At 59.4% G+C, this 14,586-nt stretch carries 9 protein-coding genes and 1 pseudogene; 4 read left to right on the top strand and 6 right to left on the bottom strand.

Annotated features, from left to right (window positions below):
• The first annotated feature begins 512 nt into the window (after nucleotides 1-512).
• The 3 genes from RX329_RS37545 (at nucleotide 513) to RX329_RS37535 (ending at nucleotide 4,344) form a co-directional block, all read left to right on the top strand.
• Entirely contained in the window at nucleotides 513-2,060 is a 1,548-nt protein-coding gene (locus RX329_RS37545; protein ID WP_317245308.1) for a Fic family protein, read from the top strand.
• A 212-nt stretch (nucleotides 2,061-2,272) separates the two neighbouring features.
• Nucleotides 2,273-3,472 (top strand): metallo-hydrolase/oxidoreductase, encoded by a 1,200-nt coding sequence (locus tag RX329_RS37540; RefSeq protein WP_317245307.1) that lies wholly within the window; start codon nucleotides 2,273-2,275, stop codon nucleotides 3,470-3,472.
• 587 nt (nucleotides 3,473-4,059) lie between these two features.
• The gene (locus tag RX329_RS37535; RefSeq protein ID WP_317245306.1) at nucleotides 4,060-4,344 is read left to right on the top strand and encodes a hypothetical protein; all 285 of its coding nucleotides are present in this window, start codon (nucleotides 4,060-4,062) and stop codon (nucleotides 4,342-4,344) included.
• A gap of 523 nt (nucleotides 4,345-4,867) precedes the next feature.
• Here the strand turns inward: RX329_RS37535 and istB are convergent.
• Together istB and istA are read right to left on the bottom strand one after the other, a co-directional pair.
• Nucleotides 4,868-5,611, bottom strand: a complete 744-nt coding sequence (istB, locus tag RX329_RS37530) for an IS21-like element helper ATPase IstB (RefSeq protein WP_317245305.1) — start codon at nucleotides 5,609-5,611, stop codon at nucleotides 4,868-4,870.
• Between the two features lie 11 nt (nucleotides 5,612-5,622).
• Nucleotides 5,623-7,153: pseudogene (gene istA, locus RX329_RS37525) on the bottom strand (IS21 family transposase).
• A gap of 945 nt (nucleotides 7,154-8,098) precedes the next feature.
• On the opposite strand from istA, the gene RX329_RS37520 reads away from it, so the two are divergent.
• Nucleotides 8,099-8,761: a hypothetical protein gene (locus RX329_RS37520; RefSeq protein WP_317245304.1), complete on the top strand. Its 663-nt coding sequence runs from the start codon at nucleotides 8,099-8,101 to the stop codon at nucleotides 8,759-8,761.
• Nucleotides 8,762-8,766: 5 nt separating this feature from the next.
• On the opposite strand, the gene RX329_RS37515 is transcribed toward RX329_RS37520, so the two are convergent.
• The 4 genes from RX329_RS37515 to RX329_RS37500 all read right to left on the bottom strand — a co-directional run bounded on the left by RX329_RS37515 (nucleotide 8,767) and on the right by RX329_RS37500 (nucleotide 14,557).
• The gene (locus RX329_RS37515) at nucleotides 8,767-13,131 is read right to left on the bottom strand and encodes a hypothetical protein (protein ID WP_317245303.1); all 4,365 of its coding nucleotides are present in this window, start codon (nucleotides 13,129-13,131) and stop codon (nucleotides 8,767-8,769) included.
• A 461-nt stretch (nucleotides 13,132-13,592) separates the two neighbouring features.
• Nucleotides 13,593-13,907, bottom strand: coding sequence for a hypothetical protein (locus tag RX329_RS37510; RefSeq protein ID WP_317245302.1), 315 nt, complete (start codon nucleotides 13,905-13,907; stop codon nucleotides 13,593-13,595).
• A 44-nt stretch (nucleotides 13,908-13,951) separates the two neighbouring features.
• Entirely contained in the window at nucleotides 13,952-14,206 is a 255-nt protein-coding gene (locus RX329_RS37505) for a hypothetical protein (protein WP_317245301.1), read from the bottom strand.
• A 69-nt stretch (nucleotides 14,207-14,275) separates the two neighbouring features.
• Complete coding sequence (locus tag RX329_RS37500) at nucleotides 14,276-14,557, bottom strand: hypothetical protein (RefSeq protein ID WP_317245300.1); 282 nt, start codon at nucleotides 14,555-14,557, stop codon at nucleotides 14,276-14,278.
• Nucleotides 14,558-14,586 lie beyond the last annotated feature (29 nt).

Here is a 14,586-nt window from a genome sequence, read left to right as displayed (position 1 = left end):
GCCCACAGCCCCCTTTGTTGCAATCAAGATCAGGGGGCAGTCGCAGACATAATCGTGCAGAAGTGAAGGCGGGACCACGGCAGGGGAAATCCTGAAATCCATTATGTGGCCGATCATCCGATCGACGCCCGACGCTAGACCAGGGACAGCCCCAGACGAAAAAACGGAAATGCGGTATCCAACCCGCGCATCAGAGCCTGTTCACCGACGTCTTTGAGTCCCGCCTTCTCCTCTGCACGATCCATCGGCACAAGAACTTCACGATGAGTCCTCGTGGAGATGAGAAACCGTGCGCTGTGTGCTTGACTGGGGACATCAGAAATGGATTGCTGGTCCTCTCAAAAGTGTTCCCTTGGGTGGGGCGAGGGAGAACCCCAACGGTTTTCGCGAAGACATTTCACATTTCCCGGGTTGTGTGAGTGTTTTTCACGGTGTAAAAGGGTTTTGCGGCTCAAAGGCCAAGTTGAGAGTGAAATTCACGATTCGAGAGCGTTTTTCATGGATCTGGGACAATGCAGACAAAGTTTTCAGGACCAGTGTCTGTTATTCATGACCGGCGGCTGCCGGAGATAGCAACTCCTGTTGGCTATGCTGCGCTGGTTGACGCCTACAGCCTATCCGTCCCGGTCCCGCGCGTGCTTTCCGCAATCGGAACAAAGCACCGGATCATTGAGCAGGAGGGGTGGCGCATCTACACGCCGCGCCATGCGCCGGACGCGACGCTTGAGGGGCATCTCACCTTCGCTCTCAAGAATGAAGGACTAGACCTTGCAATCCTGAAACGGCTTTTCCTCACTGTGAACGAGGATGAGATTGCGGATCTTGTGAGACAGAAGCCGACCGGTCTGTATACGCGTCGTATCTGGTTTCTGCATGAATGGCTATTGGGCCGCCAACTCAACCTGCCTGCGGCAGATAAAGTCTCTTACGTCGACGCCGTCGATACCGAACTTCAACATGCGACCTCCGGACAGAATTCGGCACGACACCGCGTCCGGAACAATTTGCCAGGAACGCCGGAATTTTGTCCGCTTGTTTTCAAGACTGCAGCGCTGAGCGAATTTATTGCGCAGGATCTCAAGGAGCGCGCCCGTTTCGTGGTGAGCCAGGTTCCAAAGGATCTGCTGGCGCGAACCGCCGCCTTCCTTCTTCTCAAGGATTCAAGGTCAAGCTACGTCATTGAAGGAGAGAGACCGCCACAGGACCGTATCCAGCGGTGGGGCCGGGTCATCGGTGAAGCGGGACGGGCCCCGCTCGACGAGGCGGAGTTTCTACGCCTGCAGCGCATCGTGATCGGCGATGAGCGCTTCGTGAAACTTGGCTTCCGTAACGAAGGTGGTTTCGTCGGCGAGCATGACCGTGAGACGCAGCGACCTGTCCCGGATCATATCAGCGCGCGTCACGAAGATATCCCCTCCCTCGTGCGCGGACTGATCGCGTTCGATCATGCGGCGGAAAACGAGCTTGATCCTGTCGTCGCTGCCGCCGTGCTCGCCTTCGGGTTCGTTTATATCCACCCGTTCGAGGACGGCAACGGACGCATTCACCGATACCTGATGCACCATGTTCTGGCACGGCGCGGATTCAATCCCGCCGGGATCCACTTTCCGGTTTCTGCCGCGATTCTCGACAAGATCAGCGAATACAAGACCGTGTTGGAAAGCTATTCGACTAGATTGCTTCCATGTGTTGAATGGGAATCGACCCCACAGGGCAACGTCAAGGTCTTGAACGATACCGGTGATTTTTATCGTTTCTTCGACGCGACGCCCCACGCCGAGTTTCTGTACGAATGCGTGCAGAGGACCATCGAACAAGATCTTCCAAAGGAAACGCAATTTTTACGGAGCTTCGATACCTTCCGCGCGGGCATCGAGAACATGATCGAAATGCCGGAGCGGACGCTCAATAACCTCTTCGGATTCCTGCAACAGAATGGAGGACAACTCTCAAAGCGTGCCCGCGACAACGAATTCTCCGAACTAACGCCGGATGAAGTCACGAGGATTGAGGAGCTTTATCAAGCGGCTTTCTCGAAAGACTCTGGAACGGCGAGTTGACTGTGTCGGAGTGCCACCTTCATTGAATTGGGCCTGTCGGCTGGTCGACCTCTTGATAAAAAATAGCGCCCTCAATCGGCGTGGTCGCAGCTAAGACGCGCCGCATCGGTGAGTTTTGACCGTGGGAGGTTATCTTCTTTTTCTTCTTTATCCGCATCCCGCCAGAGTTTCCCCGCAGAGGACTGTACGCGCGCGTCTCGCGAGTGGATTCATTGAGCACGAGCCCTCATCGCCGTGCATCCTTCGAATTTGATTGCATCGATGCCGACTATGTTGATGGCGCCGGACCGCGGCTCTTGGACGGGTTTCGTGCTGAACAGACCAAACCATTCGCGCTCATGCGCGTAGTGACGACACCAGCCCGATTTGGCCACTTTGCGGGCGCGACACCGGCGCCAGCCGATTGGTTTTATCTCGAGATCGAGCGGGATGGCTCCGGCCTGCCGGCATGGCACGCTCAACTTGAAGGCAACGGCTACTCGGCGCACGCACGCGGAGTCCTCACCTACGCGCGGCAGCTTGATACACCGGACGAGACCCGAGGGCCGCGATCGAGACCCCAAACTCTCGGTGCCGCTGCCGCCCCACGGCTAGGGCTGCCGCGTTCGCTCGTCACTGCCTGTGCGCCATTGCCGAAGCCGGCAACGCGCGCCGCAATATCGACTGTTCTCAAAAGGGTCCAACAAGCGGCATCTGTCCTGGTCAGGGATGTCGGTCAGGCAAACTTTGTCTCCCTATGCGATGATCGCGGCCGCGCCATTCTGCACTTCGATGTCGGATTTCCGATCTCCTTCAATCGCCATACATTCCCCTCCAATTTCGACATCAATCGAAGCGAGGCGCCCCCGATCGTTCTGTCGCATTGGGATTGGGATCATCTTCACGGTGCCTTCCACCTCCCCCATCTGCTAGAATGTCGCTGGATTGTTCCCAATCAGCGGCTGGGGCCTGGCGCGGCGCGACTGGCGCGAATACTCGCCCAAAAGGGCAATCTGCTCGTACGCCCCGCCAACGCAAGAATCCGCTTTCCGTTTGGTGAATTGGTAAGGAGTCGAGGCCCGGCCCGCGATCTCAATGATAGCGGATTGACCATCCTTGCCACCCTCACTAGCGGACGGTCGGCCTTGCTGACCGGAGACGCGGACTATGCGTACCTCATGCATGCCAATGCCACGAAGGTAGATCACCTCGTCGCAACTCATCATGGTGCGCGCTTCAATGCGGACGCGGCGTCGGTGCCGATGCCGAATAACAGGCATGGACAACTGGTGATTTCCTACGGTTATCGCAACGTCTACCGGCATCCACACGCGGAAGCGCTATCTAAGCACGCAAACTCGGGTTGGACGACGTGTCTGACCACCGCAGGGCGAAGAGGTGTCGCCAGCCGAGGCGATCGCATCGTGAATTGACGTTGGACAGCCAAGGTTCTGGCGCTGCAGCTTTCCGTGCGGCCGGCACTTCGATGACTCGTGATCGATGGCGAAGTTCATTTCGCGTAATTTGCCGCACTGCGACGGACGCTCTGCAAGCAACATGGACGCCAGGTCAGACAGCATTGCATCACCTGTGTCGGCCCGACCAACGGTCAAAAGAAGTATCACCGCCGATCGGCGTTAGAGCGCGAACGTCATATCTGGAGAGCCCCTTTAGGTGTGGGGCGACTGTTCGGCTCAACTCGGGGGCTTGATTGCGACTGCATCACAAGACGAGCCACAAAGCCTAGGCCTGTTGCTCCAATTCGGGCTCCAACGTGGTTGTCTTGATTCTCTCGACAATCAATTCGAGATCAAGCGGGCGTACGGCATGGTCGGCTTCGACGAACTCCTTGTCTTTATCGACAATCTTACCTCAGTTTGCCATCATTTGGGAGGCAGCGAGCCAAAACTCGCGCGCGTTGCATATTTACAACCCGCGCTGCCATTCGAGATACTAAGCTCCTTCATCGAGCCAACCAAAATATATTTCATGCGTACTTCAATATGATCGCGGGGGCGAAATGTATGATGTCTATCGCAGCAGCAAGCGCGACTTGCTCGTTCTGAGTACAGGCTCTGCCGTACCCCTGCTTTACTCTGCACACAAGTGGCGCAAGAGAAGAGCAAGAGTTCTCAAGGTCAGCGACGAAATCAAATCAGCCGTTCGGGCACAAGGCTACTACGTCCGCAGTCTGCACGCGAAGCCGAACCGCGTTTTCTTCCCACACTCCGGGGAGAAGGCTTTAGACATTCATCTCCAGCCTAGCCGCGTAGAGGATCTGCACACCAAGATGGGAAGGAGATGATCCGCTTAGGACCGAAGCGGCGATATGTGTAGTTCCCAAGAAGTTCTTAGCCATCGCTTCTCGGTACGGAGCGCCAGTTCGCAAAATCATATTCGTCCCGCCACCGGTGCACGTTGGTTTTGCAGAATGCGCACCTGAAGTGACCAGGCTCTCGGACTTCCCGGCGGATTTGGTCAGCTACGAAGGCACCTGCGCATTTAGGGCACAAGAAAATCACTTTGGTCACAATTCACATAGTTTCTTTAGAACGCTGATTGCGGTGCTGCGGATTCCGACGAAGTCGCCCAGGCGTACCGATATGAAGTCGCCCGTGGATTCCGAGACGATGTCGCCCACCTTTCCGATTTGATCTCGCCCAGCGGCGAGGCGTTCTGGCCGGCTGGTTCTCTGGCATCGGTCAAGCCGCGTGGTCAATCTGGAATCGCGACTTCAACCTGTTTTTCTTCTTCTGCGGTTGCTGTGGGCATGTGGGCGACGCGATTGCGTTGTCCAAGCGCAGCGGCATGTCCACAGCGCCACGGGCTCAAGTCTTTCGGGCGGATTGCCGGGTTCGGCGCAGGCTCTCACCGGTGAGGTCGAGCCGATGGGCATTGTGGACGAGGCGATCGAGCACGGCGTCGGCATAGGTGGGATCTCCAATGAGCAGATGCCACTGGTCCACGGGGAGCTGGCTGGTGACGATGGTGGAGCGATGACCGTAGCGATCTTCGAGGATTTCCAGGAGGTCGTGACGGGCACCGGCGTCGAGCGGCTCGAGTCCCCAATCATCGAGGATCAGCAGATCGACACGGCCAAGGCCGCGCAACAGGCGTGGATGGCGGCCGTCGCCGCGGGCGAGCGCCAGATCGTCGAACAGTCGCGGGACGCGCTGATAGAGCACGGAGCGATTGTCGCGACAGGCCTTGTGGCCGAGCGCCGAGGCGAGCCAACTCTTGCCAACGCCGGCCGGGCCGCAGATCAGGAGATTGACGTGGTCGTCGATCCAGCGGCCCTCGACAAGCTTAGCGAACAGCGAGCGGTCGAGAGCGCGCGGGGTGCGGTAGTCGATGTCCTCGACGCACGCCTGCTGGCGCAGCTTGGCGTAACGCAGGCGAGTGGCGAGCCGTTTGTCGTGCCGCAGCGAGGCTTCACGTTCGAGCAGCAGCGCAAGCCATTCGGTGTGACCGAGGCTTGCGGCCTCACCGGTGGCTTCGATGTCGGCGAAGGCCTTGGCCATGCCGTGGAGGCCGAGGGCGTTGAGGCGGTCGAGGGTCGGATGGGTGAGCAAGGGATGATCTCCTAATTGTAGTAGCGCGGTCCGCGGATGTTGGCATGCAGGATCGGCGCATCGTCCGCGGAACGCTGGTGAGCAGAACGCCGATCGAGATTGTTGGCGAGGATCGACTTGACCGAACCATAGGTGCGCGCGCCGATGTCGATTGCCCGCGCAGCCGCGGCGTCCAGCCGTTCGCGCCCATAGGAGGCGGCGAGCCTGAGGATGCCGAGGCAGGCGCGGAAGCCTTGCTCGGGGTGCGAGCGCTCGTCGAGAATGAGGTCGCACAACGCGCTGGTCGCCGGCCCGATCGCGGCGGCGTCCTGGCGGATACGCGCGATGGTCCAGCCGGCGTAGCGCCGATGGCTGGAGGCCATGTGCTCCGGCACGGTGGTGTGTTTGTGATTGCCGCTCATGCGCTGATGCGCGGCGATCCGCTCGCCCTTGTGGAAGATCTCGACGGTACGGGCCGTGAACCGCACCTCGACCTCGGCGCGGGCGAAGCGATGCGGAACGCTGTAGTAATGCTTCTCCACCTCGACGTGGCAATCGAGACTGACGCGGCGGATCCGCCACTCGGCGAGGACATAGGGGGACGCCGGCAATGGCTTGAGCGCCGGCCGGTCGACCTCCTCGAGCAACCGGCGGCGTGTCACGCCGAGCCGCCGGATCGGCCGTTCCTCATTCAGCCTCGTGAGCAGTTCGCCGACCGCCGCATTGACCTCGGCCAGGCTGTAGAAGGTGCGATGGCGCAGGCGGCCGAGCAGCCAGCGCTCGACGATGAGGACGGCCTGCTCGACCTTCCTTGTCGCGCGGCTTGCGCGGCCGCGCCGGCAAGATGGCGGTGCCGTAATGCGCCGCCATCTCCGCGTAGGTACGATTGATCTGCGGGTCGTACAGGCTCGCCTTAATGACCGCGACCTTGGTGTTGTCGGGCACCACCAGCGCCGGTATGCCGCCGATCGCCGCGAAGGCGCCAACATGGGCGCTAATCCAGTCGGCGAGCCCCTGCGTCCACGTCGCCTGCGCGTAGGTGAAGCTCGATGCGCCGAGCACGGCGACGAAGATCTGCGCCGTTCTGCGCTCACCGGTCAGGCGGTCGACCACCACCGGCACGCCATCGCCGGCATAGTCGACGAACAACTTGTCGCCGGCCGCATGGGCCTGGCGCATCGTCACCGACAGGCGGCCCTCCCAGGCGCGGTAGAGCTCACAGAAGCGCGAGTACCGGTATCCGCCGGGCTCGGTGGCGATATATTCCTCCCACAGGATCGACAGCGTCACGTGCTTGCGTTTGAGCTCGCGGTGCACGGTCGCCCAGTCGGGCTCGGCGATGCGGCGGTGACCCTGACGGTTGCCATTGCCGGTCTTCGCGAACAGGCGAAGTTCCAGAACCGTGTCGGTGACGTCGTCTGGCAACGGCCAGCTCAAGCCCGCGGCCTCGAACCGCCGGAGCGCCAGGCGCACCGTCGAGGGCGCCGCGCCCACCCGTCGCGCAATCTCGCGGCTCGGCAGCCCGGCCGCCTTCATTCTGATCACATCGCGCACACGGCGCATCGCAAGCCTCTCCGTCGGCATCCAGGGTCCCCTTCGCAAAGCCGAAAGAGTACGGGTGGGCGACTTCAAATCGGAATGGTGGGCGAGATCATCTCGGAATCCTGGGCGACATCGATCGGAATCCGCACGGTGCAAACTGGAAAAGACGGCATGGCCCTTGTCGAACACTCCTTTGGACCAGTGCTCGTCATCCGGGTGTGGTCTGTTCTGTTCAGCTCCACGACCGACTTACTTCGTGCAAAGCCTCAGCTGTTCGGCAATGAGAGAAGCGAGGTGCGCTCGATCTGTCTCTAGCGGCCTCCTCTGTTCGGTCACGTCGTGACCGTCGCGTTCCAACACCTCCAGAAGAAATTCCTGATCGCGTATGCATCGCTGGCGACGTTCAATGTCGCGGAACAAGTCGGCAAACTCGCTGCGACATTCATTTAAGCCCCAAGCTGAAATGAAGACGTCCGGAACTAGGGAAAAGCAGGACGCCTTGATCGAAAAACGCGCGGCTAGTGGACCGATATTGGATGTGCAGGTTACCATGCGGTGATTACATTCCCACTAACTTTCCTGTCGTTTTTCGGCAGAGCAGCAGGAGACGCTTCGTCCAACGATCGAGATTGCGAAAATTCCCGTTCGATAAGCGTAAGGGAGGGCGGCTGGGCAACTGGTGGACCCGTCAATCTCAAGCCGCCCTCGACCACTTTACATTCTTTGATGTAATGACGACACCACCAGCTCACCTGCCGGGGGCGGTTGAGGTGAGGATGGTTGTTCTTCCTGCCAATTAGCCAACGAATGCCGCTGGTGTCGTAAAATGCGCAACATCATAGTTGCTTCAAGAGGCTATCGGAATTCGGAAATGCAAGTTGGCGTAATCTAAAACGCTGCTTTGTTGCCGCTGGCCCAGGGCATTGAAGTGCGGGGCCGATCGCAACCAGACTGCAGCCGTTTTCAATGAATACGCCGTTGGCTGCCTTCAGCGATCGCCCGCGTCACTGCCTCGAACTGCTGTGCCGCCTGGCGCATTCGCGTCGATGCCTTCTCCAATTCGGGCAAGATTTCCGCGGCGCCTCGCGTTGCAGCGCAAGCGAGCAGCCTAGTTACGTCTCGTCCGATTGCTTCGAGTTCTGCACGGCAATGAGCAAGCTCTGCGTTGAGAATAGCAAGATTGTCCAAGAGAATATCCTCACAGCGCTAGGCTGTGATGCTGCGGCAATCAGAATCACAGTGCCCAGCGGGCTTGCCCAGTATCGCACAATGGGTGAGCGCCGTCTGTTTTGCAACCCATTAACGACAGATCTACCTGTTGAAGGCACGCTCGGAGACCGTCGCACGCGAGCAGCGTTCCAGAACTTCACTCTCGTGCAAAATGGGAAGCCGCTGCCGGTCGAGTGCTATTTCATGCGAAGGCGGGAGGGCGGACCCGGCCTCGAAGTCGCCGACTTCATCATGCATGCGATCGGCCGTCAGGCACGTCACAATGTCACCAAGCGGGGCCCGTTCCAGCCGAAGTTCGCCGCCGTCTTTCACGGCATCGATACAAAGCTGGTCAGTTTTATGGAGGTGTCATCAGTCGTGCCAAGGCAAGCGGGTGAGGCTGATACGACAGGCCATTAAGTAACCTAGTCCAGGCGGCACTTTGCCCGAGAGCTCTTTTCCGAAGACAGTCGAGGTCTCAAGTCCAATCCCCTTGCCATGAGCTTGGCTGTCCCTCCGAGTTCCCTCGATATTCGTTGCGCTTCATCGTTCAGTAAGGACATTAATTCCTCGAACCCGATGAGCTTGCCGGTCTGGGGATGCTCCCATTCGCGAATCTTTGCGATGGTCACAAGAAGACATCCTGTACGGCACTCGTCGGCGGCCATGTATTTGGTCAAGAGTTGATCGTGGATCGTGTTGAACAGGTCGGTTCCGGAGCGCTCATCTCCGAGTTTGAGTTCAATCGTTCCTTGCTGTCCGGACACAGTCGATCGAAACCGAATGTCGGTCTCCTTCTCGTCTGCCGTCACCGCCTCCTGATCGATGGTGTAGTTTTGCCTGGCGGCGTCCCGAAGGACGCCAGCTAATGCTCGCCGCATCACGTGCTCGTCTCTGATGCTGGCCCATAGCTCGCGAGGCGACACGTCCTGAAGCAACAGGTCGTCAATGTCATCGAGACGGTCCTGCATGAGCGCAAACATCGCTTCGCGGTTCTTTGGTGGCGCCTCTCCGGTCTTGTCAAGAATTGAGAATTCCGTCTCCGTAAGCGCAACGCTGTCCGCTTCCTCCGCCGCTTTTTGCTGCGCGAGCGCCATGGTGCGGTCCTTGATATGCACGAACAACGGATCGCCGGCCATTTCGATCTTTGCCGCCCAGCCTTCAGGGCCGATTGAAGCGAACAGCGCGCTTAAGATTGCGCTCCGCCCCCGCTCAGCGTGGTCCCGCGTGTCAAGAGAATGCGACCCTTCGTGCTGCGTATCGTCGCCTATCCGAACTTGGGCATAGGCGAGCCGGAGAAGGCGAAGCAAAAGCGGTGGTGTAAATCCAGGCCCGTGGAGATCGAAACCAAGACCGCCGTATTCGTGGCCGAAAAGGTCCGCAAATAACTGAACGCCCGAGCCCAGCTTGGCGGTCGGCATATTCGCGAGACCCTTCTCCAGGAGATCGATGCCTGCGCCCGGATTTAGGTTTAGAAGCGCTGGCAACCACACCTTTGCGAAAGGAAGGGTGAGTCCCACAGCGAGACGTTGCTGTGCGGCCAGCTCTACAAAGCTGCGATCGTCATCGCTACCCGATTTGATTAGGATTTCGATCGCCTGACGCAGGTTTTGCTCATACTGCGGATCATTGGCGAGAGTCTGACTCTGCGCCACCTCGGCCAACCAAGTGCGGATACGCGGAACAAAGAGGGCGGCTACGATGGCCGGTGCGTGGTTGATATTCTGCAGGAACATCGAATAGCCGTTCGTTCTCGTGACCTCTTGCAGGGAGACGCTGAGTTCCTGACCAAGGACGCGATCCACGGTTTGCGGATACTCGACCGCAAGTGCTTCGAGCCACGACGGAAAGCTGTTGAGCTCTATCGGCGCGTAGCGGCAGGCGAGCTCAGCTTCGCTCTCCGTTAGCCGCTTGGCCCAATTTGGATCCTCCGCCTCTGCGGCAATCCCGGCGAGGCCAAACTGCCAGCGAACCAAGAACGAGTCCTTTTGTTCTTCCGCGCGTTCACTGCGCAGCGTCGGTCTATCCCTGCGCCACGCGGCCATCATTGTTTCACGAAGTCGGTTAGCGACGGCCGCGCCGAACTGTTCCTGGATGAAGCGTCGATTCCATCCTGAAGCCCGGCTTTTTTCACCTGAGCGCTCGACCGCCCGCCATAGATCCCAGGCTGTACCGGCGGCGCGATCCGCAGCAAAGACCGCGCCCGGATTTTGCACGATCTCACGCCAAAACATCATCCAGCTTGCATGTGCCTTGGCTGTCCGACGTTCGGCTTGCTTTGCCTGTTTTGCTCGCTCCGCCTCCATCCGGCGGTATTCGGCTGAGCCATCCTGCGTCTTCAGGCGATTATCGATGATCGTGGTGAGGGCGGACGAGTCCGAAACAAGCGGCTTGAGGCTTTCAAGCAGCGTCTGAGGATCGGTCGCGTTGCTTGTGAGCAAGACCATCTCGGCCCATAGCATCATCTCGCGATGGTCGAGCGGCTCCTGACGCTCGGCGAGGCGTTTTCGAACCCATGCAGCATCCTTTTCGCCGAGCGGGATGCCACCATGGTGGGACACGTCGAAGATGCGTTGCCAGGCGTCCTTGACCTTATGAATCGTCGCGACGAAAGCATCTTCCTTCCAAAAGGCCGTCTCTCGCGCTTCCGGAGAAAGTTCTCCGAGCGCGTGCCGCAATCTGGCTAGAGCCTCTCTCTCGGTGCCATGCTCGTTCTTTGAGAGCCGAATTGCAAGTAGGCTCGACGAAATCCACGCTTCCGTCCGGACGCCTTCAGCCTCCTGCCGGCGGCATGTTGCTATAAGTGCCGGCAACAGCTCGTAGCGTTTGGTTCGTACATGCGGGTATTTATCAGGGGCCCACGCGATCCCATCAAGGATCAGATCCGTCAGCGCTTGGCGCAATTCATCAAGATCCTCTGGTGAGAGGCCCGCGATCTCAATCTCGTGTGGCAGACGGTGATTTAGTTCGCCGATGCTACGGACATTCTGCTTTACCCGCTTCAATATTCGTGACAATCGGCTTACCGAAAGATGGGTAGGGAACAAGGTGATCAGCGCACGGCGGGCCATCGCGTCAGGCCATCGAGCAGGCTCGTTTTCGAGCGACTCTGCCAGTGCTTCGAGATGCTCGTCGCTCAGGTGCACCAAGGCTTCAGTTGCGAGGCTGCGTTCATAATCATCGCCGGCAGTATCCATCGCAATCGCATAAATGATGTCCGCACACGCCTTTAGCTTTCCGGCAATAACGATCCGGAGCAAAAGGCTTCGCACTTCCGGATTTTCGATCCCGGATTTCCATAGCCTCCTAACACTCGGCGCAAGTTCCGGCGAGGCGAACCGATGAACCTGGATTTCCGGGGTGCTGAGGCCGCGCCAGCCGCCGCGGCCGTAGCGCTCGACATAAGCTTCGAGCGCTCTGATCCGCTGGGCCACACTCAGCGACTGCGGGTCGCCGTGATCCAAAACGACAGCCGGATCAAGTTCCACGATATCATCAAAGATGGTGTGGTGCCAAAGAGAAAGCCACGCCGCCACCGGATGCATCGAGGGGCGGACCGTCCGTACCCCTTGCGCCGTCTCTACGAACAAGAGCCGCTTGATGGATTTGATCGAAACACCGCGGGCGAGCAGGGCGTCGAGCCGCTTCGCGGCAAGAAACTCGAGCACGGACCGGTGGTGAAAGCGAACGCGGCCATAGCTGGCGAAGCCAAACAACGCTCGCTCCAAGAGGACCGATTGTGCCGCGTCGCTCCAGTCCAGCAAGATCTTGGATACGTCCAGCGCTGCCTCGCTTGCGTGGACGCTGTCCGCATCTGCCGAGTGGCGCAGGGTAACCTTCCGGGTCAGCAACGCAGCGAGAGCCAGGCGGCTGGAGCCTTCAATTGCCGTTTCTTGCGAGAACTCCACTCTCTCCTTCGGGGCCGTCCTCGGCTTCAGCTTGGTGGCGATGTTGCTCTCAACCTGTTCTCGATGGGAACGAATGCGATGATGCTCGCGCCAATCCGAGCACAACTCGATCAAGTCTTGGGGACGTTCCGCGAATTGTTCCGCATCGCGCTCCCGGATGTCGGCCAGCAATTTGTCGGGATCGGTCACGCCCTGGAGAACGGCAAACTCGCGCATCTGCTCCGTCGATAGCGGCATCAGACTGACATTGCGCCATGGCTTTGGCCTGGTTTCATCCTTGATCTTTTGTTGGTGCCGGTCCATCACCATGTCGGCGAACGCTTCGGCTGTAGACGTCGCCTTTCTCGCAGTTGGTATCGGCAAATGTTCGGCAAAAAGCTCGCGGTCGATCGGAACCGGCCGCGTTGTGACGATTATTCTCGCGCGTCCGAGCTGCCCCGCCAGCGCCTTGTTGAGACGTTTCAGCGCTTGCTCAAAGCTCCCAAGCGTCAGCTTAAGTTCGTCGTAAGAGTCCAGGAAGAAGGTCGCAATCTCGGATTGGGAGCGTAGCCACGCCTCGAAGCGCTGCTCCTCGTCATAGGTCAGCATATCGCGGACTGAACTGCCGCCCAGCGTCGCGAGTTCCAGAAAGAATGCTGGTTCGCCAGCCTTCCAGAGCCTGGCCTGCTGTGTTTGGCACTCGTAAGTCTTTCCCGCGCCAGCTTCGGAAACCATGACCACGCGTTGCGAGCGCAACAGCTCGTCCCAACCAAAACCACCGCTCCAGCCCATGCGCGAGAGACTTGATGCTCTTTCGATATCCGCGACCTCGATATCCGACAGGTCTCGAAACGAGCGCTTGATGGATGATGGGGTGGAGGAGGCAGTGGTTGTTGGTGACATGGCTGAGCAACTGGCCTGGTCCGAAGGAGTCGTTTGATTCGAGGGTGCTACAATAGCAGCGTGCAACGCGAGGGAATGAGAGCAATTGAATCAACCTGGGATGATCGAGGTCCGACCGGGTCGCAAACCCATCTCTCATTTCCGGAAGTGAATTTCCGACGGGTAAGGCTTCGACGAACGAGGAGATCCCCGCCGAAGCGTTGAGGCCGGTTACCTCGAAACGAGGCAGCCGGTTTGCACCCTCAATTCCCGGGCGGAGCCAAGGATATCCCTTAGCGCACTACCAAGCGCATTGTTCCGGCGCCAAGCGACATCTGGGTCTGATCTGCCAGGAAAAGATCGGATCTCGAGGCACCCAAGAAATCGGGAAACCCACTAGGAAAATGGAGGACCGAAAATCGGCCCTCCATCCAATCTTACGAGACCCACCTGTAGTCGGGACAAGAGAGTCGTCCCTTGGGCTACCAGCCAAACGCCTTGGCGAAGGCCTTGCCCACTTCGTGGGTCGCATGCTCAACGCCCGCGCCGACGGCATGGACGGTCTCCTCGGCCTTACGGCCTGTCTCCTGGGGAAAGCCGTTCGGCCCACCGAGCGGCGTGTGCGTGGACACGTCCTTGATCTTGCCGCCGACCTCGACGCTGCCGTCGCTGCAGACGCTGACCCCTTCTTTGCTTTCGGCGTTGCCCATGATCTGCGTGCAATCCGCCGCGTGAGCGGACTGCATCACCGCGAGAAAGCCCAGCGTGTAAGCGGCCATTTTCAGTGCTGACTTCATCTTTCTCTCCTGTTGTTATGAGACGTTGTTGGGGTGTATCCGTTCTACCGACGCTCGATCGGTTGGACTTGGCTTCCCGGTCGCGTGTATTCCTTCACGATATCGTCGTGCGGAATACCGCGGCCAGCCTGACCGCCGCCATGGCCGGGCGTGACGGCCAAGGTGCCCGAACGGTCAGTCGTGACCGTCGTCGTCGAGCCGTCGGTGTGATGGATATCGGTCCGGCGGTCGGGCTGATCGGCCCATGCCACTCCCGCAAGGGCCACAGCTGCCGTGGCAGACAGAACGAGACGTTTCATGGAGTAACTCCTTGGCGTGAGAGGGAATGGTGTGTCCCCGCCGCAATAGGCCGGGACACACCGGTCTTGCTAGAAGTGAAGTTGAACGCGCGCGCCGCCCTCGTAACCGCCGCCGGTGTTGCCACCGACGTAACCGCCGAGGTTGGTGTTGCCGCTCCGCGACGTCCAGTTCATGCCCGCCTGGGCACCGGGATTGCCGCCGGGCGCCGTCGGCACGATGTACTGGCTGGTGCTGCCGCGTCCGGCCGTGGAGCCTACGGCGGGCTGCGGCTCGGTCACCGGCTTATCCTCGGCGAAGGCGGCGGTCGCCAGCACGACCGCGGCGACGCTGGCCAGTAGAAAAGTCTTCATCACTTGCTCCTCGTCCGGACTACTCGCGA

This window comes from Bradyrhizobium sp. BWC-3-1 (assembly GCF_032917965.1).
GTDB lineage: Bacteria > Pseudomonadota > Alphaproteobacteria > Rhizobiales > Xanthobacteraceae > Bradyrhizobium > Bradyrhizobium canariense_D.
Note: the sequence above shows the minus strand (reverse complement) of the source record. Positions and strands in the feature narration are given on the sequence as shown.